The organism is Flavobacterium sp. 1355 (assembly GCF_017833415.1).
Classification (GTDB): Bacteria; Bacteroidota; Bacteroidia; order Flavobacteriales; family Flavobacteriaceae; genus Flavobacterium.
Window position 1 is genome coordinate 21,031 of the sequence record NZ_JAFICC010000023.1, and the last position, 25,719, is coordinate 46,749.

Below are 25,719 nucleotides of genomic sequence, written 5' to 3' on the forward strand. Positions count from 1 at the left end.
AATGATTAAAAAAACCTCAATCGGATTGCTGATGATAGCTATGTCCGCAACATCTTGTGTTTCTAAAAAGATTTACAACGACCTTGAATCAAAGTATTCAGACCTAAAAAAAGAAAACCGTTCTATTGCTGACGAAAATTCTGATTTAAAAACGGCTAAAAATCAGTTAGAACTGGATCGTGATAAGCTGACAAAAGATCTTGCGAGTACTAAAGACGATCTTGCAAAACAAAAAGCAGATCTTGCAGCTGAACAAAAAAAGTACAAAGTACTTCAGGACTCTTACAATGCTCTTGAAAAAAACAGCAATGATGCTCTTGAAAGCAATATGGCCAAAAACCGTGAATTACTGGCACAATTAGAAGCAAAATCTAAGAAATTAGCCGATGAACAAGCACGTTTAGATAAAACCGCAAGTCGTTTAAAAGAACTTGAAGATATGATTGCAGCAAAAGAAGCGGCAATGAAAAAGTTAAAAGAAACCTTATCTAAAGCTTTAAATGGTTTTGAAGGTAAAGGTCTTACTGTAGAGCAAAAAAACGGAAAGGTATATGTTTCTATGGAAAACAAGCTGCTTTTTAATTCAGGAAGCTGGGCTGTTGGTACCGAGGGTAGGAGAGCTGTTGTAGAACTTGGAAAAGTTTTAGGCGATAATCCGGATCTTTCTGTTCTTATTGAAGGACATACAGATGATGATCCGTATGCAGGTTCAGGACCAATTGCAAACAACTGGGATTTATCTACTAAAAGAGCAACCGCCATTGTCGCTATTTTAAGTGAAAACACTAAAATTAATAAGCAAAAATTAACTGCCGCCGGACGTAGTGAATTTTCACCTTTGGCCAGCAATGCAACTCCGGAAGGAAAAGCTAAAAACCGCAGAATCGAAATCATCTTAACACCAAGATTAGACGAAATCGCAGAGATGCTTAATAGTATTAATTAAGAGTCTAAGGTGCTGAGGTACTAAGATGCTAAGATTTTAAAAAAGGGTTCAAAGTTTTGCTTTGAACCCTTTTTTTGTAAATTTTCATATTGGAATTATCTTCTGATATTTTTGTAACTTTGAAACTCAAAAAAAGAATTATGGGACTTCCGGAATTAAAAGATAAAATAAGAAATCAGTTGGATTTAGCAGATGAAAGAGTGTTGCGAATCGTTTCTTCTGTTTTTGACAATTACTTGAATGAAGTTGTTTCGTATGATGCAGAAGGAAATCCTTTGACATTATCTGAGTATCATAATAGAGTGGAAGAAGGTTTGGATGATATAAAATATAATCGAATAATTTCAAAAGAAGATTTGTCAAAAGAAATGCAAGATTGGGATAATGAGTAATTCTAAATTTAAAATTTTTTGGACAACAAATGCAAAAGAAGATTTAAAAGAAATTTATGTTTCATTGAAAAACAAAACTTCAAAAGAAACAGCACTTAAAATTAGGGATGAATTGTTTAGTTGTATAGATGAGATTGTGTTTGCAGAACAGTTTCAATTAGATGAATACAGATTAGATTGTCGAAGAATTATAATAAGAAATTTTAAAGTTCTGTATCAAATTCAGGAAAATTCAATTTTCGTTGTTAGAGTATTTAATTCATATCAAAATCCTATGAAAAGTTTAAAATAATTTAAGGCTCAGAGTTTTAACTTTGAGCCTTTTTTTCATTGTAAATTTTCAAAATAATCTTGTATTTTTTTTAACCTTTGGCACATTTTCATTTGAATAATCCGGTTGTATCTTTGAAGCTTTAATTACAAAGAATATAAACTTAGAATCTTAGCCACTAAGAACCTTAGAGCCTTAAAAAATGAAATACACAACTTTACCCAATACCAATATAAAAGTTAGTAAAATCTGTCTCGGAACCATGACTTTCGGACAACAAAATACAGAAGCCGAGGGACATGCCCAAATGGATTATGCATTAGAAAGAGGCATAAACTTTTTTGACACAGCCGAAATGTATTCAGTTCCGGCAAGTGAGGCAACTTACGGAAGTACTGAGAAAATAATTGGCACATGGTTTAAAAAATCCGGTAATCGTGATAAAGTGGTTTTGGCTTCTAAAATCGCTGGTCCAAACGCAAATTTTGGCTATATGCGCGAAAAACTCGATTTCTCTCCTGCAAGTATTAAATATGCTTTAGAAAACAGCTTAAAACGTCTTCAGACAGATTATATCGATTTGTATCAGATGCATTGGCCAGAACGCAAAACCAATACTTTTGGACAACGTGCTTTTAAAGTTCAGAATGATGCGTGGGAAGATAACTTTAGAGAAGTTTTGGAAACTTTTGATGGATTAATCAAAGAGGGAAAAATAAAACATATAGGAGTTTCAAACGAAAATCCGTGGGGAATGATGCGCTTTCTCGAAGAAAGCAAATATCAAAATCTGCCGAGAATCAAAACGATTCAAAATCCTTATAATTTACTAAATCGTCTTTTTGAAGTAGGTTCTGCCGAAGTTTCAATGCATGAAAATGTTGGCTTATTAGGATATTCCCCATTAGGATTCGGAACTTTGACAGGCAAATTCCTAACCGGAGAAGAACATCCAAATGCGAGAATCAAACTTTTTCCACAATATACACGCTATGCCAGCGAACAATGTACACAGGCAACCAAATTGTATCAGGAAATTGCCCATAAACACGGATTAACGTTGACACAATTGGCGATGGGTTTTGTGTTGCAGCAGCCGTTTCTGACAAGTGCCATTATTGGAGCTACAACATTAGAACAATTAAAAGAAAACATCGATACAATTGACATTGTACTTTCAAAAGAAATCTTAAACGAGATTGAAAAAGTTCAGGCTATTATACCTGATCCAGCACCTTAAAAAATAAAGCCTAACAGGTTTTTATTATCTGTTAGGCTTTATATAAATTTAGATTAATGGATTAGCTTCTATCTAATAGGTCGCGCAGTTGTATTTGTGTCTAATGCCTTTAACTCTCCACTAGGAGTTATAAGAACAAAATTTTTATCCACTGCTGGTTTGTTTTTTTTGATTGCAATTTTGACTTCATATTGTACCTGAATCGCAGGTTCTAGCAAGTTTGGGTTAATTACAAAATCAAATTCGTTGCTCAAAATGGGTTGATAATAAATTGTTGTAGATTTACTTACTTGATTTATAGTAGCAGTTTTTTTTAAATTTAATGAAGAACTATTAGACGCTTCATAAGATTTGTACATATCTATGGGATAGTTTACTGTGTAACCATCGATTATTTTTTTTTCGGAATCTGCTAATGATTCTCCTAATAAAATCTCATAGTTCTTTATTTTTTCGTGAACAAGTAATTTTGCCTTATTCATCATTTCTTTCTTGATTGACTCTAATGTGTCGGAGTAATAATCATTTCTTGCCAAATCATATATTTCGTTATTTGATAGTATCGAAATAAAGTCATTTAACTGATTTGGGTCAGAATATTTGATTAGAATGTTTTTCTTTAGTTCAAAACCTGTCGGTATTTCATTATATGTTTTTCGGCTAAAAGTTTTCTTTTCTGTTTCATATTCATAAACGGGAACAAATGAAATCATATCAATAAAGGTTTCTACATTTTTTTTAAGTTTGATTTCGCTTAGGGATTGATTAATTCGTTTGTCTATTAGCTCGTTTACTTCTTGGGCAGTTTTTCCATTCTGAGTAACACTAAAAGTGGCGATATAAGTATCTGCTTTTATATTTGCAAGACCTTTAATGCTTACAATCATATCATTTTCTGAAGCTAATTTTACATCAAGAATATTTCTACTGGTATACTCATAATTATCATTATTCCTGTTATATGATGCATTCGTTCCAACAGCAACCTGACCAATCATAGCCTGACAAAAAATTAGGGCTAACAATTGAAAATTTATTCTTTTCATGTTTTTATTTATTAAAAATTGAAAACAAATATATGAAAGAAAAATCTTATATTTTATTTGAGATGTTTGAAAATAACAAAGCCACAAGGTTAATAAAAAAAACTTTGTGGCTTTGTGCCGTGGCAAATTTTTAATATTATAAATCAAATTCATCATCAGTTGCGAGAGAATCCAATTTCACAGCTGTCGAATCCGGAACTTTGATTTTTATAAATGAGCGAGCATTTCCAGAAATATAAACCGGTAACTGCCCAATCGTATCCTCTGGAATTAATAAACCTCGGCGGAACATTAAATTTTGTAAATACTTCTGATTTTTAACTACGTAATCTTTCAGGTTTCCCTGATCATTAAACTGATACATGAATTTTCTCGGTTTCGTAATGATAGTTGCCAGAACAAACATTCGTCTAAATTTAAAGAAGAAGGACTTTTTTGAAAATAGAAATGACTCGCTTCGCCAATTCCGTAAATATTTGGTCCCCATTCAATAATATTAAAATAAACTTCGAGCATTCTTTCCTTGCTTACAATTTGGTTATTTTCCAGAATATAAACCAATAGAATTTCTTCAAGCTTTCACGAAAGCATTTTTTCGCGGGTTAGAAAAACGTTTTTAATCAGCTGCATGCTGATCGTGCTGGCGCCACGAGAGAATTTTTTGGTTCTGATGTTCTTTTGAATCGATTACCTGATCCGGCACCTTAATTAAAAGATTTAAAAAAACACAAATTCCACAGGTTTCACGAACTGATCCGTGCTATCTGTGGAATTTGTATTTAAAAATTCTATTTTATTTACAGATTCAAAATCTGGTCTTTAGGATATTTAACCCTGTAACTGATTCTGAATTTTTTGTTTTCGTTGGGCTTCAACTGAAGCTGCCAGGTCAGAATTCCTGTTTCGGTATTTACTTTTGCACCGTCACTTTGCAATAATTCGACTTCGATTTCTTTATTGGTGCTTAACGGATATTGATCTTTCAATAATAATTCAACTGTTTCTTTTTTATTATTTCTTACTGTAATATCAAAAGTAAAAGTCTGTTCTTTTCTGGTAGATAAAAATTTAGTTCCGGATTTATCGGCGACTTTTTCGCGTTTAACAGACACTTTTTTATCGCGGCCCATGCTCAGGTTCAAAGTATCTCCGGTTTGGTTGGGTTCGATAAATGTTTTACCCACATACATCCCTTCAAAAATAATATTAGCTTCGCCACGCAGTAAATTGTATTTGCTGTAATCCGCAATTTCAGCCAGCAGAAAAGCTTCATTTTCAACTCTGGGAACCGAATAAAATTTATACGAAGCCGGCAGTTTTATTTCTTTTAAAGAAACACTATGCACTTTTCCATTTGATAAAATGTCATACGGAATGTCGATATCAAACGAAATGTTAAGCTGATTTTCTGCTACAGTCGTATAATTAGAAACTGACGATTCCATCACGACCGGAGCATCCATTAGCATAGATTGATCCGCTGTTTCTTTATATACACTTCCCTGCAATTGGTTTCTTTTATTCGTTCCGTACCCGGTAACAACAACTTCTTCATTATATGCCTGATTAGCCAGAAACCAGGAACTCAATATCGGAGCCTGATTATTTTGATTCGGAATACCGCTTGATAAAGTCAGTTTTACTTTTTTCCAGTCGATTCCGGTATTTTGAGCCACTTGAGCTTTGTACATCATATTAATTGGTGACGTAACGCTTTCGGCACGTAAATCATAAAAAGGGGTCCAGCTGGCATTATTGGTTAAATAAGAAATGTCAAACGGAATTACTCCTGCAGTTTGGTTCATCACCTGCAGAATAAGTTTTCCTGATGATGTTTTTTCTTCCTTATTAGCATTAACTTCCAGTTTATTGTTAAGTTTTTGCAGTACTTCATTGAGTTTGAGTTGTTTTTCAGAAAGAGTATTGATGTTATTGGCAATTTCGATTTGTTTATTTTTATAATATTCTACCATTTTCATTAATTCGACTACGTTCAAACCGGAATTTACGCCCGATATCTGTTGGTTTTTATCTAAAAGCTGTATCGTTTTGTTCTCCGAATTAATAGTATTGTTTACTTTCTGAATTTCCTTCTGAACCAAAACAATACTGTCTCTCACTATTTTTAACGCCGGTGACTTCGCATCACTTTCATATTCAGAAATATAATTATTGGTAAACTGAACCGAAAGAACCGTTACGCTAGCTGGCGCACCAATTTGTATTGAACTTTCATTTAAGTTTACCGCCACATTTTTGATTACAATTTCGCTTGCTCCGGCCGGCAGTGTCGCACTTGCATTTTGAGATAATTCTGCAGCATTAAAATATACGGTGGCAGCTTTTACTTTGGCGGTTGTAAAAATCGGTTTTTGCGCAAAGGCAAAAGTGACCATTAGTAATAAAAGTGCCGTGGCTTGTTTTTTGATCATTGGTTTATATTTAAATTATTTTTAAGAGATAGACTACAAATATCAAGATATGAATTGATTTAATAGTACATCACAAGAATTATTTTCTTTTCAGAATTATCGATTGTTCTTTCAAGTACACTAAAAAATTTTTCATTTACCATCGGGCATCCCAGACTGTTGCAAATCGGGTATAATTGTTCTTCAAAAGGAACGTCTTCATATTTATGAAGCACTACATTTCTGTCAAAGGCATTACTGTTGGTTTTGTCTAAACCGTATAGTTTGTAAGCTTTTCCAAATCTTCCGGAATAAGAACTTCCAATCGCATATTTTCCCAACGAACTGCAATTCGAGCCTTTTGTATTACTAAATCGCAGTTTTCCCTCAATTCCTGTTTCTGATCCCGAACCGTGTCCCACTAACCCTTTGTCAATCAATTTATGATGTTTTAAGTCATAAATAAAAAACCGATTTTTTCCTGATTCTATTTTCATGTCTAAAAAGAAAGCGATATCTGAATTGTATTTAGAAGTTTTCCCCAAAAAACGCCTAATCTCAGTCACTTCACTTTTTAGTTTCTCTTCATAAGAATAAACCGGTTTTGAATTTGTTTTTAATGGCTTTTCGTTATTGTTTCTGCAGGCCAGAATTAGGCAGGAAAAGCCAGTCAGAAGCAAGATGAAAATGTTCTTTTTCATTTTCGCAGATTGATTCTAAGTGTGATTATTTCTCAACCGTATAACCTTTCACTTTTGCAAAAGCCACAATAGAGGTGTTGATGGTATTGCCCAAATCATCCTGTTTTTTAGTTTTTTTAGATTCAGTTTCAATATATTGCTGGCGTTTTTTTGCCAATACACTAATTTCTTTCTGGATTGTTTCTCTCTCTTTCTTTTTTTCAGTCACTATTTGTTCAAGTTCTACTGTAGATTTATTCTGAAGTTCTACTGGCAGTTCTTCTTTTTTTAGTTTTGAAATTGCTCCGGCATCATCTTTTACTTTGTCAACCAAATCCCAGCTTTCATTTTTATAAGCCGCTTTTGATTTGCTTACAGCACGGTCTGTATAATTGGCAGCCGAAACTTTTTTGGCATTTTGGTCCTGAGTCACCTGATTCATTTTTTTTGCTGCTCCTTTGGCTCCGTAATTAATGTATGTTTTGTTTATTTTTTCATCGCATTTGGAGATTTCCTCATCATAAGGAGTTGCAATATATTCTACAGCCTGATTGGCGTCGATGTTAAAATATTTGCCTTTTCCGTAATCGGCACCATCTTTCCATAAAGTGCTGATGCCTTCTTTTTTGTCACCACAAAAAATAGTATTCACATAAATATCATTTTTCAACGCATTGCTGATGGCCTCTTTGTAGCTCACACCGCCCTGATTAAATTCCTCATTGCCGGCAATGTAAATCAGTTTCATGTTATTGCTTTCTTTTGCCCATTGTAACTGTTTTGTCGCATCCTGAATTACAGCACCGCAATATTCGTTTCCGCCGTTGGTTTTTAGCGCAAATAGTTTTTCAGAAATCAAATCTAAATCGGTCGAAAGCGGTGTTATTTGTCTGATGTAATTTGATTTTTGCGATAAGCCGTCATTTCCATATTCGTATAACGCAATTTCTATATCCGGTGCCTTCCCATCGTATTTTAGCGTTGTTAAAGTATTCACTATATTCCATAATCTGGATTTCGCCTGATCGATTAAACCATCCATACTGCTGGAGGTATCCAGCAAAAGTGCCACTTGTATTTTTGTGTTTTCTACAGCTGGTTTTTCGATTTTAGTTTTGTCTTTTGAATTTGCATTTGAAGAATTAAAGCCCAACGAAATAATAGCAGTAAAAATTACCGGGATAAAGAGATTTGATTTCATAATTTTAGTTTTAATTGGATGATTACAGATCAAACTTAAAGACTTAAAAAGCACGTTTTTTGAACAAATGGTGAAACAGCATTTTGACTTGGTGAAATGTTTCTGCGTATTAATAATTTTGTCTGGAGTTATTTAAATTCAGCGTTTTTAAATCTCCATTTGGAGTAACCAGAATAAATTCCTTATCTGTTTTTGAAGATATTTTCTTTTCTCTGTTAATCGCTATTTTAACTTCATATTGAATTTGAATAACAGGTTCTAAGACAGTTGGATTAATTACAAAATCAAATTCTTTGCCCATTATCGGCTGATAATAAAGTGTGGCAGATTTGTTAACCTGGTTTATGTTTGCTGCTTTTTTTAAGTTTAAGGAAGAACTGTTATAAGCTTCGTATGATTTATACATTTCCACAGGTACATTTACGAGGTAGTCATCGGCGATTCTTTTTTCAGCATTGGCAAAAGTATCTCCAAGCAGTACTTCGTAGTTTTTTATTTTTTCCTGAATCAAAAGCTTTGCTTTGTTCATCATTTCTTTCTTAATTGTTTCTAATGTATTTGAGAAATAGTCAACCCGAACCAGATCATAGATTTCATTATTGGATAAAATAGAAATAAACTCATTGAGCTGATTGGGGTCTGAGTATTTGATATGAATGTTTTTCTTGACTTCAAATCCTGCAGGAACTTCATTATACGTTTTACGATTAAAAACTTTTTTCTCGACTTCATATTCATATACAGGAACAAAAGAAATCATGTCAACAAAAGTTTCAACGCCTTTTTTAAGTCTAATCTCATTGAGCGACTGCGTAATTCTTTGGTCAATTAATTCATTAACTTCCTTAGTTGTCTTACCGGTTTGTGATGTGCTGAAAATAGCTGTGTAAGCATCTGCCTTAACATTGGCAAGACCTTTTACACTGACAACAATATCAGTATTTTGTGGAAAGTCAATATTTATAGTTTTGTTGGAATAATACTGATTCTGATAATTGACATTTCCTGAGGCCTGACCAATTATAAGTGAAGAAAATAATAAAGTTAAAACGCTAAAGAATAGTTTTTTCATGGTTATGGTTTTTAAGAATTAAGGATCAAATGTATTGATCGAAAAAACGTATTTTTGGAAGAATGGGTCAACAGGTCGTTTGACTTGGTGAAAAATATAGGATAGGAATTTAGAATTAGGTTACTTTACACTTTCAAAATAACTTATTTGTGAAACGTCAATTTTTAATTAGTTTTAGTTTGTTTTGTCTGGTACTATTATTTCCGCATCGAACAATAGCGCAGGCATTTCCTGTGCAGAAAAGTGAAAAAAGTAAGCAGGTCAAAATCAGCAAAGCTGCCGACGATTTATCCAGATCATTAGATGAAAATGATGAGGCAAAAATTGCTCAGAATTATGAAAAGTTAGCCAACGAATTTTTAAATAATGGAGATAATGCCAAAGCGGAAGAATATTTTAAAAAAGCATTAACCAGTTATACCAAATTAAAACTGGCTGATGACAAAATCCGTGTAACACGAAGTCTTGCAAAAACACAGGAAAACCAGAAAAACTTTGATTCGGCGATTAAAAATTATGAAGTTGCGGGTTCATTGGCAAAAGATGTATCTGAAGAAAAGATAAATTTGAATGATGCAAACCGGCTTAAAAATGCATCAAATCCTGCAAGTCAAAAAGATTATGTAGATTCTAATATCGAATTGCTGAAAAAAGAAAAGAAAAGCGAAGAAGTTACAGAAGCCTATGTTCAGAAAGCACAAAATTCACTAGACTTAAAAAATAAAAAGGTTGCAATAGAAAGTTATAAAAAGGCATTAGTATATGCAAAAGATAAGCCAGAGGAGGTTATAAAAATCAAAAACGAAATTGCAAAAGTGTATGCAGAAGACAACCAGTTTGATAAAGCGCTTGCAATTAACGAAAAATTGCTCACCGATGCCAGAAAAAGCAAAGATTATTCTACCGAGATAAAACAACTGCAATCCCTCTCATCACTTTATTTTGAGAAAAAAGAACCCGAAAAAGCAATTGCATCACTCAAAGAAGCGTATAACATATCGTTTGAAAAAGGAAATTCGGCGGAAGCCAAAAAAAGCCTGTCTTCCTTAATTCAATATTATAAAACCAAAGGGCTGAATAAGGAAAGTATGGCTTTGTACGAAGAATTTTTTGAAAACTTCGAAAAATTGATTCGTTCTGATACTACTTTAATCGACGCCAAAACATTTCAGATTACCGAAGATAAAATACGTCAGCTGGAAAAAGAAAAAACTTTGAAAGACGAATTGATTTCAAAGAAAAACACCTTCAATTATTTTCTGATTGGGTCGGTAATTTTATTACTGCTTTTGTTTTTATTTATTGTGAAGGCTTTATATTCCATTAAAATCAAAAATAAAGAAATTGCGCTTCAATCACTTCGACGCGAAATGAATCCGCATTTTATTTTTAACAGTTTGAATAGTGTCAATCAGTTTATTTCTGAAAATAAAGAATTGGAAGCAAATAAATACCTGACATCATATTCTAATTTGATGCGGAATATGATGGAAAACTCCAATAAAGATTTTATTTCTTTGGATAAGGAAGTAGAACAATTAAAGAAATACCTGGATCTCGAACATCTGCGTTTTCAGGATAAATTCGATTTTGAAATTATAGTAGATGAAGCCTTGGATGCTGAAAGAGTTTTTGTTCCGAATATGATTTTGCAGCCGCATTTAGAGAATGCTATTTGGCACGGATTGCGATATCTAAATGAAAAAGGATTTTTGTCCTTACGATTTGATTTAAAAGGCGGAAAAATCAACGTCACCATTGAAGATAACGGAATTGGTTTAACCAAAAGCCGTGAACTCAAAACAACGAACCAGAAAATTTACGAATCCCGAGGATTGAACAATACAAAAGAGCGTATTGACCTTTTGAACGAATTGTATAAAAAGAATATTTCATTTAAAATTTCAGAAAAAAGAGGAGAAGAGAAAGGAACTATCGTTGAGATCGTTTTTCCATTAATTGACAAAATATGATGACTTTTCAAAAAATAAAAAGTGTAATTGTCGAAGATGAACTGGCGGCGCGCGAAGTGCTCAAAAATTATTTGAGTAAATATTGCCCGCAGGTTGAAGTTGTCGGTGAAGCTCAAAATATAAAAGAAGCTGTTCCGTTACTGCATGATATTAAACCGCAGTTAGTTTTTCTGGATGTCGAAATGCCTTTCGGCAATGCTTTTGATGTGTTGGAAGCCTGCAAAGAACTGCATTTTGAAACCATATTTGTAACCGCCTTTTCTGAATATTCACTAAAAGCCTTAAATCAGAGTGCGGCATATTATCTGCTAAAACCAATCAGTATCGAAGAATTGATCGTTGCAGTTAATAAAGTGCAGCATCAGATCATGAATCATGAGATTTTTAACAGAAACAAAATTATTGTAGAAAATTTTCATGAACCTAAACCCGAAAAACAACAAGTGATTCTGCCAACGCTTGAAGGTTTTGAAGTAGTAAAAATGGAAGAAATCGTACGCCTGCGCGGCAACGGAAATTTTACCGATTTGTATCTGAATAACGGAACAAAAAAAATGGTCTGCAGATTTTTAAAGCACTTTTCAGAAATTCTGCCCCTGCCTTTTATCCGGGTTCATAAATCGCATATTATCAATATGAACTGCGTAAAATCATATAATAAAGGCGGTATAATAACGCTGAATGATGGAACTGAAATCGAGGTTTCTCCAACTTACAAAGAAGAATTTTTAAAGAACTTTCGATAGCTTCCTGCAAGGTTTCCAAAACCTTGTAGGTCTTATCCTTAACCCCATGAATACCTACAAGGTTTTGGAAACCTTGCAGGAGATAAAAATTTACAAATCAAATTCCTCGCTTAGCGATAACGAATCATTTTTAACGGCAGTAGAATCCGGAGCTTTAATTTTAATTAAAGAACGAGCATTTCCCGAAATATAAACCGGAAGTAGTCCAATTGTATCTTCAGGAACCAACAAACCTCGTCGGAACATTAAATTTCTTAAGAATTTCTGATTTTTAACAGCATAATCTCTCAGATTGCCTTCATCATTAAATTGATACATGAATTTTCTAGGCTTCGGAATAATGGTTGCTAAAAACAGACATTCATCTACATTTAAAGCAGAAGGAGCTTTTTGAAAATAGAAATGACTTGCCTCGCCAATTCCATAAACATTTGGTCCCCATTCAATAATATTAAAATAAACTTCCAGCATTCTTTCTTTACTGGCAATTCGGTTGTTTTCTAAAATATAAACCAATAAAATTTCTTCCAGTTTTCGCGAAAGCGTTTTCTCGCGCGTCAAAAAAACATTTTTGATCAACTGCATACTGATCGTACTAGCACCGCGTGAGAATTTTTTGGTTCTGATATTTTTCAGAATCGATTGTTTAAATGCTTCATTAATAAATCCGCGATGCGAAAAAAACGATGGATCCTCAGTCGTCAAAACAGATTTTCTTAAATAAGGTGAAATCTGGTCAAGCGGAGTATAATTCGGATTTGCATTTCCAACCAAAATTGGTCTTTGCATCACATTTTGAATTATAGCGCGATAAACAAATTCACCATTCAATTTATTCAAATCAGCTTCTCCGTATTTTGTGATTCTTAAATTTTCTTTGTTTAGTTTACTGTCAAAAACCAATGTATTTGGTTTGTTTTTGTTGAATTTGAAATCTAATTTGTAATTAAAATTACCGGTAGCTTCCATTCCCTGAAAATGAGTAAACAATCCGTCGGGCAGCGAAACAATGAAATCCTGCGCCTTCATTTTCGGAATATCAACTTTTAAAGTATAAACCGTATCGGATTCTGTGTTATAAGAAACATACGGGCGAACCTTTATTTTGTTTAATTGCATTGATGAGGTGCTGTCAATCGAAATAAAATCGTCACCTAGTAAAAAGCGATAATCAAAACGTGCATTTTTAATGACAACATCTTTGCTGGCGATTTTTGGATGGTTGATTTTTAAATTTGAAATTGAAGTATAGCCGTCAATATGCAATTCGCTTCCGTCTTTTTCGATGTTTGCCACATTTAAGCGGATAGAATCAAAACTTGCTTTTAAATTATAACGTTCGTCCAGATACGGTACTTTGATCGCACCAGTATCTAAATTAAAAAAGCGAATATCTGCTTTTTTATTTCGCGGATCAGCAAATCCTTTTATGTTCCAGCGCTGATCAAAGTTTTTGCTTTGAACATGAAGATCAGTTTCAAGTTGTTTGTTGTTTAAAACCAGTTTATTTACAGCGATGGATGTTTTTTTTCCATTATCATCAATTCTGAAATTTAGATTTTCCAATCTCATGTCCGTTGGAACAAGATTCAATAGCTTTGAGATAATGCGATAGGCGAATGTGGCATATTTACGCTTTTCATTTGTATCTGAATCTGATTTGTCTCTTTTTAAGAAAGCATCAAAATTGCGGATTTTTCCTTTTTTAACCAGTTGGATATATCCGTTGTTGACTTTTAAAGTCCCCACCTGAACATCGCCTACCAATAAATTTGATAAACTAATACTGGTTTCGATTTTTTCTATATTGAATAATGTATCGGCATTTTTTGGCACCAAAACGACATTGGTTAGTTTAATGCCCGATAATCCTTCAAACGAAGCCGATTTTACAGAAAATGTGCTGTTATATTCGACATTCATTTTGTGGGTTACTTTTGCAATCGCCTGCTTTAGTAAAGAATTGCGAAAAAAGTAAAACCCAAAAAAAAGCACTGCAAATACCAGGGCAAGTATTAGAAGTGCTTTTATAATTTTTTGTTTTGGAAATTTCATAAAGTAGGTTATAAAAAATTAGCCGAAAAGAAACCCGGCCACATCTTCAATTTTGGCCACGAGTTCGATTTTAATGCCTGTGTTTTTTAATGCAATTTTGTTGTATTTAGATACAAATATGGTGTTGAAGCCTAGTTTTTCGGCTTCCTGAATTCTTTGGTCAACACGATTTACAGGACGAATTTCACCTGACAATCCAACCTCTCCGGCAAAGCAAAATCCTTTCGTTACCGGAATATCTTCATTAGAAGACAATATTGCGGCAACAACCGCCAGATCAATTGCAGGATCATCAACAGAAATTCCGCCGGTAACATTCAGGAAAACATCTTTTGCACCTAAACGAAAGCCGGCTCTTTTTTCTAAAACAGCCAAAATCATGTTTAGTCTTTTGGCGTTGTAGCCAGTGGTGCTGCGTTGTGGCGTTCCATAAACTGCAGTACTTACCAAAGACTGTATTTCGATCATTAGCGGACGCATACCTTCCATTGTTGTAGCAATCGCAGTTCCAGACATTTCTTCGTCTTTATGCGAAATCAATATTTCAGACGGATTGCTAACTTCTCGTAAACCGCTTCCCAACATTTCATAAATTCCCAATTCAGCAGTTGAGCCAAAACGGTTTTTCAGAGAACGTAAAATTCGGTACACGTGATTTCGGTCACCTTCAAATTGTAAAACGGTATCAACCATATGTTCCAAAATCTTTGGTCCGGCAATATTTCCGTCTTTAGTAATATGTCCAATCAATATAACCGGAATATTACTTTCTTTCGCAAACTTTATCAGTTCGGCTGTTGTTTCCCTTATTTGAGAAATACTTCCGGCTGTCGACTCGATATAATCGGTATGTAATGTTTGGATCGAATCTATAATTACAATTTCAGGTTGAATGGTTTCAATCTGTTTGAAAATATTTTGTGTTTTAGTTTCCGTCAAAATATAGCAGTTATCGCTATTTGGCGTTATTCTTTCGGCACGCATTTTTATTTGCTTCTGACTTTCTTCACCAGAAACATAAAGTGTTTTGTAAGGAAGTTTTAATGAAATCTGCAATAAAAGCGTACTTTTTCCAATTCCGGGTTCACCACCCAACAGCGTCAAAGATCCGGGAACGATACCGCCTCCCAAAACACGATTTAATTCGCCATCAGTTGTATCCATTCGAATTTCCTGAGTCGAATCGATTTCGTTTATTTTTAAAGGGCGGGGTGCTTTGCCTACAGGGGCAGACTCGCTTTTCCAGGCCACTTTTTCCTGCTTCTGGATAATTTCTTCAGCAATAGTATTCCATTCTTTGCAGGCATTGCATTGTCCTTGCCATTTAGCATATTGGGTTCCGCAATTTTGACAAAAAAAAGAAGTTTTAACTTTTGACATTCTTTATGGTTTTTTTGAAAGCGTATTCATCTGGTCGATTTTCTCATACATCAAATCTTTGTTCAAATCACCAATTGGCTCCATTTGCGAAGCGTTTTGGTATTTCTTTGATGCTCTTTTCGGATCTCCCATTTTTTCGTACATCAATCCAAGTTCATATTCTCCCAGCATGGCTTTAGGATAATTTACATTTCCTATTTCGGCCATTTTACCTAATTCATCATAAGCATTCTTTTTTAGAATAATATTTTCAATTACTTTAAAATCACTCATTCTGACAGGAATCTGAACACCTAAAACCTTAGACATCATGTTGTATTTGTTTTCCAGATAATCTGCGTATCCCGTTTCAAGAACAGCAATTTTCTCATTGTATTCAGCAGAGTTTATAGGTCTGTAAGCTTCAAAAATGTGGTATAATGCGTTCGGAATGGAGTGCAATACTTCGGTATAATGCGTGGTGTTTTTAAAAGTATCAAATTTGTAATTTACCAATGGATTATTGGCAATTTTGATATTACTGTCCAGTTTTTCAATTGGTTCTTTGATTTTTTTGATATCTCCATCAGCAACAGAAAGATAATAGAAAAATGGTTCTTGTATTTTTGAAAATTTCTCCGGGATTCTTACTTCCATTTTTGGAGCAAGTTCAGGGCTCAAACAAATGTAAGCGTTAAAAAGAGGTACTTCCTTATACAAATAAAAATTAGCAAAACTTGCCGTAATATCATGACCTGCAATTACTCTGAAAGGTGAAGTGCGATATTTTTTTTCAATGTAAGGAACTAATTCAGCTCCTACGAATTCAAAAAACTCTTCCCCTTTTTCAAAAGGTAAACCTGTATTCTGGTCAATTGTAGAATCGTCGTAGCGTTCCCCATCTTTATTTTGATGTATACCAATAATGATCATTTCCGGCAAATCATCCCAATAAGCACCATAACTTAATGCTCCCGAAAATGGATCAAATAAATAATCACCATCTAACAAATATAAAACAGGATATTTTTTTTCAGGATTAGCTTCATATGACGCCGGCAGTCCGATTGTTATTCTTCTTTCCTCTCCAAGTTTCTCAGATTGAATGTTGTCAAATTTTTTCTGTGAAAAAACAGAGATTGAAATTAAAGTAAATAATAAGTAAACTTTTTTCATGATTTGGGTGGTATTTCAGTGAATTAAAGTATTGCAAATAGTGTAGCAATATAACACTTTATTTGCTTTTTTATTATTTTTGGAATTTTAAAAAAGCAATGTATTTTTTGCTGAATTTACCTTTGAAAAAGGCAAAAAAAAATCTGATCTGACAGAATAACTCAATCAGATAAAATTAAATAAAAGGAAAAAGAGAAGTTTTAAGTTAGCGAATTATCATTTTCATTAGGAAAAATAATCCATGGCTTGAAGGTTTTTGCCTCTTCAAATTCCAAAGTAGCATAGGATATAATAATGATAATATCGTCTTTTTGAACTTTTCTGGCTGCAGGACCATTCAGGGTAATTTCTCCTGAATTTTTTTCTCCTTTGATAGCATAAGTTTCAAAACGTTCGCCATTATTAATATTTACAATAGATACCTTTTCACCTTCAATGATATTGGAGGCTTCCAGTAAAGTTTCGTCAATAGTAATGCTGCCGATATAATTTAAATCGGCTCCCGTTACTTTTACACGATGAATTTTTGATTTTATAACTTGAATTTGCATGTTGCAAAGGTAAATTAATTTAATGAAATGGTGTCAATCAGTCTTATAGAATTAACAAATACTGCTATAAATGCACGGTATTTTTTGTCTTTACTTTTATGATCGATAGATAATAATGTAGATTCGTCAGCAATGACAAAATATTCCAGTTCAAATCTTTCATTGTCTTTGAAAGAGTTTTTAACAAATTCTATTGTTTCTTCCGGAGTATTTGTCTGAAATATTTCTTTTGCTTCAGTCAGAGTTTTATAGATTATAGAAGCTTCTTTTCTTTCTTCTGCCGTTAACCGCTCATTACGGGAACTCATCGCAAGTTGGTTTTCTTCCCGAAAAATAGGGCAGCCTACTATATTTACCGGTAAATTGTTTTTCTCAACCAGTTTTTTGACAATCTGCAATTGCTGAAAATCTTTCTCGCCAAAATAAGCATTTGTAGGAGTAACAATTTCAAAAAGACGCTTTACAATAGTTCCAACGCCATTAAAATGTCCGGGTCTGAATTTTCCTTCCATTTGATTTTCCAATCCGTCAAAATCAAAATTTTGCGAAATGGTGTCTCCTTCATAAATATCTTCTACAGACGGTGCGTACAAAATGATTTTATCACTCAGAACACGCATTTTCTTTACGTCTTCTTCCAGGGTTCTCGGGTATTTTGCAAGATCTTCAGGGTTATTAAATTGAGTTGGGTTTACAAAAATACTTACTACAGTATCGTCGTTTTCCTTAAGAGATCTTTGCATTAGAGCCAGATGTCCCTGGTGTAAAGCGCCCATTGTTGGTACAAACCCGATAGTCGAATTTGTGGTTTTGATAGTTTTCAAATAAGCTATCAAAGCTACTTTACCGTAGAAAATATGCATGGCGGTATTATTAAAATTTAGTGCAAACATAATATATTAGTTAATAACTGCATAAAATTTTGTAATTTTGCAACGTTTTTATTACCAAAATTAAGTAAAATACTATTATGAAAGATAAGAGGATATTATATGTATCATCTGAAGTCGTGCCTTATTTGGCAGAAAATGAGGTTTCTTTAATGTCTTATGACGTTCCAAAAATGATTAACGATCAGGGAGGTCAGATAAGAATTTTCATGCCAAGATATGGAAATATCAATGAAAGAAGACATCAGCTACACGAAGTAATTAGACTTTCAGGAATGAATTTGGTAGTGAATGATTTAGATATGCCATTGATTATTAAGGTAGCTTCAATTCCAAAAGAAAGAATTCAGGTTTATTTTATAGATAATGATGAATATTTTAAACGAAAAGCAACTTTTGCCGACGAAGAGGGGGTTTTGTACCCGGACAATGATGAGAGAGCGATCTTTTTTGCCAAAGGAGTTGTAGAAACTGTAAAAAAATTAAATTGGGTACCTGATATTATTCACGTACACGGTTGGCTGGCCGCAATGCTTCCAATTTACATGAAGCATTATTATAAAAACGAAGCCTTATTTTCTGAAACTAAAATTGTCACTTCTGTTTACGGACAGTCTTTTGATGAAAATTTAGATCTGGAAATGATCAATAAAGTAAAATTCGATGGTGTTCCTCATGAATCTATAGCTGATCTGGAAACGCCTAATTATGAAAATATTCTAAGAGCAAGTATACTGCATTCTGACGGTGTGATTATAGCATCAGAAAATGTCTCTTCAAGTTTAACAAAATTTATAGAATCTTCAGGAAAACCTTTTTTACCTTTCGCCACGAAAGATACGTTTGCCGAAGCGTATACAAATTTCTATAAAAGTATAGGACTCTAAATTTTAACATTATTATAAAACATGTATAATACTTCTTTTTTTAAGAAAATTCTATTAATAGTACCAGTTGTTCTTTTATATTCTTGCGATAAAGATTTTAATGCGGTTGGCGATGATTTGATTGGAGATAATCATTTTGGACTTGAGTCTGAAAAATATGCTGTATTGGCATACAATCAGGAAATAACCCCGATTCAGTCAAACGGATTGGCTGTGAATGGTTTGGGAATTTATGATGATGGTGTTTTTAGTGAGCGAACTGCTAGTTTTGCTACACAGGTTTCACTTGCATCTTATGCCCCTTCTATTGGTACTGCACCAGTTATTAAGAGTGTTACATTAAATGTGCCCTATTTTAGTCATGTAACAGCAACAAATCCTGATGGTAGCAGTACTTATGCATTAGACTCTATTTATGGTGCGCCAACAGGTAAAATTAAGTTGAGTGTATATGAATCCGGTGTGCAGATGCGTAGCTCATATTTTGATAATGGTACCCAAAACGCTCAAATGTACTATACAGATGAAGATCAGACAACAGATCCTAATTATGTAAATTTTAATACTTATAAAGGACCAACCCCTGGTTTTACAGATCGTTTGAACAACTCGACTAATGTATTGGAAAATGATAATTTCTTTTTTAGTTCAGTAGAATATGCTGATAAATCAAAGGACGCAACAACCGGTACCGAAACGACAACAAGAGTAGCGCCTGAAATGCGTTTGAATTTAAATAAAGCGTTTTTTCAGACTAAAATTTTAAACGCCCCGGCAAACAAGCTTTCTGCTTCGGATGTTTTTCAGGAATATTTCAGAGGTTTGTATTTTAAGGTTGAAAAATCAGGCACTAATCCTAGTAATATGGCGTTATTAGATTTTACTAAAGGTAAAATCAATATTAAATATAGAGCTAAAACCGATATCACAACCGATAATGATACGATTACAGAAGCCAGAACTTTGGTTATTAATCTGTCTGGCGCAACGGCAAGTCTGATGCAGGATGTTAAAAAACCTGCTTATCAAGCAGCATTGACATCTGCAAGTGTAACACTAGGTGATGAGTCACTTTATTTGAAAGGTGGTCAGGGATCGCTTGCTGTGCTTGAGCTTAATGATTTTGGATCTAAATTAAAAGAAATTAGAGATAAAGGATGGTTGGTTAATGAGGCTAATTTAGTTTTTCATATCGATTCAGATAAAATAGCAGGAATACCAAATACCAGCGCAGGACTTCGTGAGCCTAAAAGGGTTTATTTGTATGATTTGACAAATAATATTCCGATTGTAGATTACGCAGCAGACGGAAGTACAAGTATTACATCTGATCCAAAATTATCAAAAGTAATTTATAGCGGAATAATTAATGTAGATCCTACAAGTAAAAAAGGAACTACATACAAAATCAGGCTGACGAATCATATTCGCAATATTATCAAGAAAGCTGATGCAGTTAATGTGAAGCTTGGTTTGGTTGTGACTGAAAGTATAAATATCACAGCCTCTAATAAATTAAAAAGCAGAATTCAAATGGATCCAGTAGAGAATCCAAATGAGTATTTTACAGATGCTCCAAGAGCGTCGGTAATGAGTCCGTTAGGAACAGTATTGTTTGGAGGAAAATCCACAGTTCCTGACGAAAAAAGGCTGAAGCTTGAAATTTACTACACGAAACCAAATTAATAAATATATATGTGTGGAATTGTTGGATATATCGGTCACAGAGAGGCTTATCCTATAGTTATAAAAGGATTAAAGCGGCTGGAATACAGAGGATATGATAGTGCTGGTGTCATGTTGTATGATACAGAAACAGGTATAAAGCTTTGTAAAACAAAAGGTAAAGTTTCAGATCTTGAAGCAAAGGCAAAAGATGGTTTTAGTACAAATGGAACTATAGGAATTGGTCATACACGCTGGGCTACTCATGGTGTGCCAAATGATGTGAATTCGCATCCTCATCTTTCTAATTCAGGTGATTTAGTAATCATCCACAATGGAATTATTGAGAATTATGCTCCTCTTAAAGAAGAGTTGATAAAAAGAGGTTATACTTTTAAATCAGATACTGATACAGAAGTTTTAGTTAACCTGATTGAGGAAGTTCAGAAAAAAGAAAATATAAAACTTGGTAAAGCGGTTCAGATTGCTTTAAATCAGGTTGTAGGTGCATACGCAATTGCAGTATTCGATAAAAAAAATCCAAACGAAATTGTAGCTGCCAGATTAGGAAGTCCGTTAGCGATTGGAGTAGGAGAAGGAGAATTTTTTATTGCTTCTGATGCTTCACCTTTTATTGAATATACTTCAAATGCTATTTATCTTGAAGATGGTGAAATGGCAAACATTAGATTGCATAAACCTCTTAAAGTTAGAAAAATTAAAGATGACTCTTTAGTAGATCCTTATATTCAGGAACTTCAGATGAATTTGGAGCAAATTGAAAAAGGAGGTTATGATCACTTTATGCTTAAAGAAATCTACGAGCAGCCAAGTGTTATAAAAGATACCTACAGAGGAAGACTTCATGCAAATGAAGGAATTGTTCAAATGGCTGGTGTTGAGGATAATCTTGAAAAATTCCTAAACGCTCAGAGAATTCTAATTGTTGCTTGCGGAACTTCATGGCATGCCGGATTGGTTGCTGAGTATATTTTTGAAGAATTTACACGCATTCCTGTTGAAGTAGAATATGCTTCAGAATTTAGATACCGTAATCCAATCATTAATAAAAATGATGTTGTAATTGCGATTTCCCAATCAGGAGAAACTGCAGATACAATGGCAGCTATTAAATTGGCGAAAGAAAACGGAGCATTTGTTTTTGGTGTTTGCAACGTTGTTGGTTCCTCTATTTCAAGAGAAAGCCATGCAGGTGCTTACACACACGCCGGACCTGAGATTGGAGTAGCTTCTACCAAAGCTTTTACAACTCAGATCACCGTTTTGACAATGATTGCCTTAAGATTAGGAAAAGCTAAAGGAACTTTGTCAAATACAGATTTCCATACTTATTTACAAGAATTAGAAATTATTCCTGAAAAAGTTGCCGAAGCATTAGAAACTAATGACAGAGCAAAAGAAATTGCTGCCGCATTTAAAGATGCTCCAAACTGTCTTTATCTAGGCAGAGGGTATAATTTTCCGGTAGCGTTAGAAGGAGCTTTAAAACTTAAGGAGATTTCATATATTCATGCTGAAGGATATCCTGCTGCAGAAATGAAGCACGGCCCTATTGCATTAATAGACGAGCACATGCCGGTTATTGTAATTGCACCAAAACAAGGGCATTATGATAAAATTGTAAGTAACATCCAGGAGATTAAGTCTCGTAGCGGAAAAATTATTGCCGTTGTAACAAAAGGGGATACTCAGGTTCGTGAACTTGCAGATTATGTAATCGAAATTCCAGAAACTTCAGATGCATTATCGCCGCTTATTACTACAATTCCATTACAATTACTTTCTTATTACATTGCTGTTATGAGAGGTTGTAATGTTGATCAGCCAAGAAATTTGGCAAAATCGGTTACTGTGGAGTAAAATAATTAATATTCTATATTAGGAAAGCGAGACATTTGTCTCGCTTTTTTTATACTCCTTAAATTATTATAATTCTATGGCTAACACGATTTGCATTTTTATAATGTTAAAAAGCGAGATTAGAGGCTCGCTTTTTTTTAATTATCGAATTTTTTTTTCAAACCCTGAATTTTTATTAAATCCTCAATTTTTCTTATAGAAATTATATGTATGCATAGTAATTAGAATACTCCTTGTTTGAAATTTGATTTTAATTGAATAAAAGCCATTGCTAAATAGTTAAAATAATGAGTATAATTATGATAAATATGAATTTTATTTAACAAATTTTTATACATATTGAAATTATTTGTATTTTGGTATCATTAACTAACCAAAAACCTAACACAATGAGAGTGTATTTGCTGATTATGTTGTTTTTCTGTGGAATTTCCTTCGCGCAGAATACAATTACTGGTTCTGTTACCGATAGTAACAAACAATCTATTCCTGGTGCCAATATAAATGTGGTTGGAAGTTCTACAGGAGCTTCTACAGATTTTGACGGGACATTTAAATTAAATACTTCCTCGAAACCGCCTTTTACTATAAAAGTATCGGCTGTTGGTTTTGAGACACAAACTATTAGTGTAACAGCAGTGAATCAAAGAATAGATGTGGTTCTAAAGGGTGAAGAGAATAAACTTGATGAAATTGTTGTTTCTGCTTCCAGAACTCCTGAAAGAGTTCTTGAATCTCCTGTGACTATTGAGAGAATGAGTATTCAGGATATCAAAAAAACCGCATCTCCTTCTTTTTATGATGGTTTAGAAAACATGAAGGAAGTACAGATGAATACAAGTAGTATGTCTTTCAAATCGATCAACACAAGGGGGTTTGCCACTGTAGCTAATACCCGTTTTATGCAGTTAGTAGATGGTATGGATAACTCATCTCCGTTGTTAAACTTCGTTTTAGGAAACATGATTGGAGTTTCAGAGGTTGATGTTCAGAGCGTTGAGCTGCTTCCAGGTGCTTCTTCGGCTTTATATGGAGCAAATGCATTTAATGGAATTTTATTTATGACAAGTAAAAGTCCTTTTACATCCCAGGGAATTTCAACCTATTTTAAATATGGTGTAACATCACAAGAAGCTGCAGGCACAAACGGTTATTATGATTTTGGTATTCGGTTTGCACATGCTTTCAATAAATATTTTGCTGCTAAGGCAAACTTTACTTATATGCAGGCTACCGACTGGTACGCAACAAACTACAACGATAAAACAAGATCTGGTCTGGACAGGACAGATCCTGGTTATGACGGTATAAATGTATATGGTGATGAGGCTTCTACAAATATTAAAGGAGTAGGGCAAAAATTAGAAGCAATGGGAATAATTCCTGCAGGAGCATCTAATATTCTGCCAAATTCAATAGTTAGCAGAACTGGATATAACGAAATTGATTTGACTAATAATAAGGCTGCAAATAAAAAAGTTGATTTCTCTTTTCATGGAAGACCTTTTGGAGATGAAAGGCTGGAAATTATCTGGCAAAGTAAATTTGGTACTGGTAACGCGGTTTATCAGGGAGCGAACAGATATTATTTAAATGACTTTTTTATGCAGCAGCATAAATTAGAGTTAAAAGGAAAGAATTTTTTCGTAAGAGGTTATACTACTTCAGAAGATGGAGGGCATTCTTATGATATGGTTTTTACAGGTATTAATGTAAATAGAAAATGGAAAGATGACAATACATGGTTTGGTCAATATGCAGGAGCATACATTCAGGGAACTTTAGCGGGTATGACGCCACAACAAGCTCATGCAGCGGGTAGAACTACAGCAGATACAGGTCGTTTTTTACCTGGGTCAGCACAATTTAAAAATGCTTTCAATCAGGTTATAGCGGATGAAAGTGTTCTTTCAGGTTCAAAATTGGTTGATAATTCCAGAATTTATCATTCAGATGCAAATTATAATTTCAGAGATTTGATAAAATTCGCTGAGATTCAGGTTGGGGGTTCTTTTAGATTATATGAATTGAATTCTCATGGAAGAATTTACACAGATGCAGATGGTCCTATTAATTATAACGAATATGGAGCTTACGGACAATTGATGAAGAAATTCATGGAGGACAGATTGAAGTTTACCGGGTCAATTCGTTATGATAAATCCAAAAATTTCGATGGGAATATTTCCCCTCGTTTGTCATTGGTTTATTCAGCTGGGGAAAAGAAAAATCATAATTTCAGAGGATCTTTTCAAACTGGTTTTAGAAACCCGTCAACTCAGGACCAATATATCGGATTTAATGTTGGAAGTGCAGTGCTGCTTGGTTCGGCTCCGGATAACCTGACAAGATTTAGTGAAACTTTTAGTTTAAGTGCAGAAGGACAGTCTTATAACGGAAGTCCGACTAAAGTGATGAATGGTAATGATGCCTATGGTAATTCTTATTTGGCAAGTTCTGTAAATGCTTTTTCTGCATTGGCGGGTACTAACCCGATTGCAGCTGCAGCATTGTTGAAGAAAACAAATGCAAACTACGTGAAGCCAGAAGAAGTAAAAGCCTTTGAGTTAGGATATCGTTCTGTTTTTGATGGACTGTCTGTAGATCTTAATGGATACTATAATATATATAACAATTTTATTGGAAACCTAAATGTAATTGCTCCTTTCTATGGAACAGCTCAAGATAATCCAAATATTGCTGCAGGAACTTCAGATCCCGGAGTTCAGTCCATACGTGCCATTCAGAATGGCGAATACAGAGTGTACCAATTGTATACCAATTCAGATGTTGAGATTCATTCATTAGGATTTGGAGCAGGGCTTTCTAAAAAAGTAATTGCTGATTTTGAGGTGGGAGTAAATTATAATTATGCTCAATTTGATTTTGACCAGAAAGAAGACCAAAGTTTCGAGGCTGGTTTTAATACTCCAAAGCACAGAATAAAAGTATCTGTTGGTAATGAAAAATTATTCAAAAACTTTGGATTTAATGTTAGCGGAAGATGGAATAGTGAGTATAAATGGGAATCTAGTTTTGCAGACGGCATAATAAAATCAGCAACTGTAATTGATGCACAGGTTAATTATTCGATTCCAAAATTAAAATCTGTTGTAAAATTGGGAGCTGCTAATATTGGTGGTAAAGAATATTATCAAGTAATTGGAGCAGGATTAATCGGGCAGCAATATTTTGCTTCCTGGACAATTAACCCATAAATCTATTAAATGACTTAATGTAAAATTCATTATTATGTTTCTGAATTCAATTTGGAAAT

Annotated in this window: 20 protein-coding genes and 1 pseudogene; 10 read left to right on the forward strand and 11 right to left on the reverse strand. The window is 33.9% G+C overall.

The window, feature by feature from the left end; all coding sequences use genetic code 11:
• The first annotated feature begins 1 nt into the window (after position 1).
• From JOD96_RS21770 to JOD96_RS21785, 4 genes are all read left to right on the forward strand, one after another.
• Positions 2–946 carry an OmpA family protein gene (locus JOD96_RS21770; protein ID WP_209566346.1) on the forward strand — a complete coding sequence of 315 codons (945 nt, stop codon included), beginning with the start codon at positions 2–4 and terminating at the stop codon, positions 944–946.
• An 89-nt stretch (positions 947–1,035) separates the two neighbouring features.
• Positions 1,036–1,338: a hypothetical protein gene (locus JOD96_RS21775; RefSeq protein WP_209566347.1), complete on the forward strand. Its 303-nt coding sequence runs from the start codon at positions 1,036–1,038 to the stop codon at positions 1,336–1,338.
• A complete protein-coding gene (locus JOD96_RS21780) occupies positions 1,331–1,630 on the forward strand; it encodes a type II toxin-antitoxin system RelE/ParE family toxin (RefSeq protein ID WP_209566348.1) in 300 nt (99 codons plus the stop codon). Before JOD96_RS21775 ends, JOD96_RS21780 begins: the two co-directional genes overlap by 8 nt.
• Before the next feature lie 181 nt (positions 1,631–1,811).
• Positions 1,812–2,849: an aldo/keto reductase gene (locus tag JOD96_RS21785; protein WP_209566349.1), complete on the forward strand. Its 1,038-nt coding sequence runs from the start codon at positions 1,812–1,814 to the stop codon at positions 2,847–2,849.
• A gap of 68 nt (positions 2,850–2,917) precedes the next feature.
• Here JOD96_RS21785 and JOD96_RS21790 read toward each other — a convergent pair whose 3' ends face one another.
• The 6 genes and pseudogenes from JOD96_RS21790 to JOD96_RS21815 form a co-directional block, all read right to left on the reverse strand.
• Positions 2,918–3,895 carry an SIMPL domain-containing protein gene (locus JOD96_RS21790; protein WP_209566350.1) on the reverse strand — a complete coding sequence of 326 codons (978 nt, stop codon included), beginning with the start codon at positions 3,893–3,895 and terminating at the stop codon, positions 2,918–2,920.
• Between the two features lie 136 nt (positions 3,896–4,031).
• A pseudogene (locus JOD96_RS21795) lies at positions 4,032–4,582 on the reverse strand (biosynthetic peptidoglycan transglycosylase); the annotation flags it as partial.
• Between the two features lie 110 nt (positions 4,583–4,692).
• Entirely contained in the window at positions 4,693–6,327 is a 1,635-nt protein-coding gene (locus JOD96_RS21800; RefSeq protein WP_209566351.1) for a DUF4139 domain-containing protein, read from the reverse strand.
• Between the two features lie 59 nt (positions 6,328–6,386).
• Entirely contained in the window at positions 6,387–7,007 is a 621-nt protein-coding gene (locus JOD96_RS21805) for a murein L,D-transpeptidase catalytic domain-containing protein (protein ID WP_209566352.1), read from the reverse strand.
• Between the two features lie 25 nt (positions 7,008–7,032).
• Entirely contained in the window at positions 7,033–8,187 is a 1,155-nt protein-coding gene (locus JOD96_RS21810; RefSeq protein ID WP_209566353.1) for a vWA domain-containing protein, read from the reverse strand.
• A 109-nt stretch (positions 8,188–8,296) separates the two neighbouring features.
• Complete coding sequence (locus JOD96_RS21815; protein ID WP_209566354.1) at positions 8,297–9,259, reverse strand: SIMPL domain-containing protein; 963 nt, start codon at positions 9,257–9,259, stop codon at positions 8,297–8,299.
• A 149-nt stretch (positions 9,260–9,408) separates the two neighbouring features.
• Here JOD96_RS21815 and JOD96_RS21820 point away from each other — a divergent pair, with 149 nt between their 5' ends.
• Together JOD96_RS21820 and JOD96_RS21825 are read left to right on the forward strand one after the other, a co-directional pair.
• A complete protein-coding gene (locus tag JOD96_RS21820) occupies positions 9,409–11,232 on the forward strand; it encodes a histidine kinase (RefSeq protein WP_209566355.1) in 1,824 nt (607 codons plus the stop codon).
• Positions 11,229–11,978, forward strand: coding sequence for a LytR/AlgR family response regulator transcription factor (locus JOD96_RS21825; RefSeq protein ID WP_245188477.1), 750 nt, complete (start codon positions 11,229–11,231; stop codon positions 11,976–11,978). The genes JOD96_RS21820 and JOD96_RS21825 overlap by 4 nt, the downstream gene beginning before the upstream one ends.
• Before the next feature lie 90 nt (positions 11,979–12,068).
• On the opposite strand, the gene JOD96_RS21830 is transcribed toward JOD96_RS21825, so the two are convergent.
• From JOD96_RS21830 to panC, 5 genes are all read right to left on the reverse strand, one after another.
• Entirely contained in the window at positions 12,069–14,033 is a 1,965-nt protein-coding gene (locus tag JOD96_RS21830; protein ID WP_209566356.1) for a transglycosylase domain-containing protein, read from the reverse strand.
• A gap of 18 nt (positions 14,034–14,051) precedes the next feature.
• Positions 14,052–15,413 (reverse strand): DNA repair protein RadA, encoded by a 1,362-nt coding sequence (gene radA / locus JOD96_RS21835; protein ID WP_209566357.1) that lies wholly within the window; start codon positions 15,411–15,413, stop codon positions 14,052–14,054.
• A gap of 3 nt (positions 15,414–15,416) precedes the next feature.
• Positions 15,417–16,568, reverse strand: coding sequence for an alpha/beta hydrolase (locus JOD96_RS21840; protein WP_209566358.1), 1,152 nt, complete (start codon positions 16,566–16,568; stop codon positions 15,417–15,419).
• Between the two features lie 200 nt (positions 16,569–16,768).
• Complete coding sequence (gene panD, locus JOD96_RS21845) at positions 16,769–17,119, reverse strand: aspartate 1-decarboxylase (RefSeq protein ID WP_026727479.1); 351 nt, start codon at positions 17,117–17,119, stop codon at positions 16,769–16,771.
• Positions 17,120–17,133: 14 nt separating this feature from the next.
• Positions 17,134–18,012, reverse strand: coding sequence for a pantoate--beta-alanine ligase (panC, locus tag JOD96_RS21850; protein ID WP_209566359.1), 879 nt, complete (start codon positions 18,010–18,012; stop codon positions 17,134–17,136).
• A 77-nt stretch (positions 18,013–18,089) separates the two neighbouring features.
• On the opposite strand from panC, the gene JOD96_RS21855 reads away from it, so the two are divergent.
• The 4 genes from JOD96_RS21855 to JOD96_RS21870 all read left to right on the forward strand — a co-directional run bounded on the left by JOD96_RS21855 (position 18,090) and on the right by JOD96_RS21870 (position 25,660).
• Positions 18,090–18,896 (forward strand): glycogen/starch synthase, encoded by an 807-nt coding sequence (locus JOD96_RS21855; RefSeq protein WP_209566360.1) that lies wholly within the window; start codon positions 18,090–18,092, stop codon positions 18,894–18,896.
• A 21-nt stretch (positions 18,897–18,917) separates the two neighbouring features.
• Entirely contained in the window at positions 18,918–20,582 is a 1,665-nt protein-coding gene (locus tag JOD96_RS21860) for a DUF4270 domain-containing protein (RefSeq protein WP_209566361.1), read from the forward strand.
• A gap of 9 nt (positions 20,583–20,591) precedes the next feature.
• The gene (gene glmS / locus JOD96_RS21865) at positions 20,592–22,442 is read left to right on the forward strand and encodes a glutamine--fructose-6-phosphate transaminase (isomerizing) (RefSeq protein ID WP_209566362.1); all 1,851 of its coding nucleotides are present in this window, start codon (positions 20,592–20,594) and stop codon (positions 22,440–22,442) included.
• Positions 22,443–22,831: 389 nt separating this feature from the next.
• On the forward strand, positions 22,832–25,660 hold the full coding sequence (locus JOD96_RS21870) for a TonB-dependent receptor domain-containing protein (RefSeq protein WP_209566363.1): 2,829 nt from the start codon (positions 22,832–22,834) through the stop codon (positions 25,658–25,660).
• Positions 25,661–25,719: the final 59 nt, after the last annotated feature.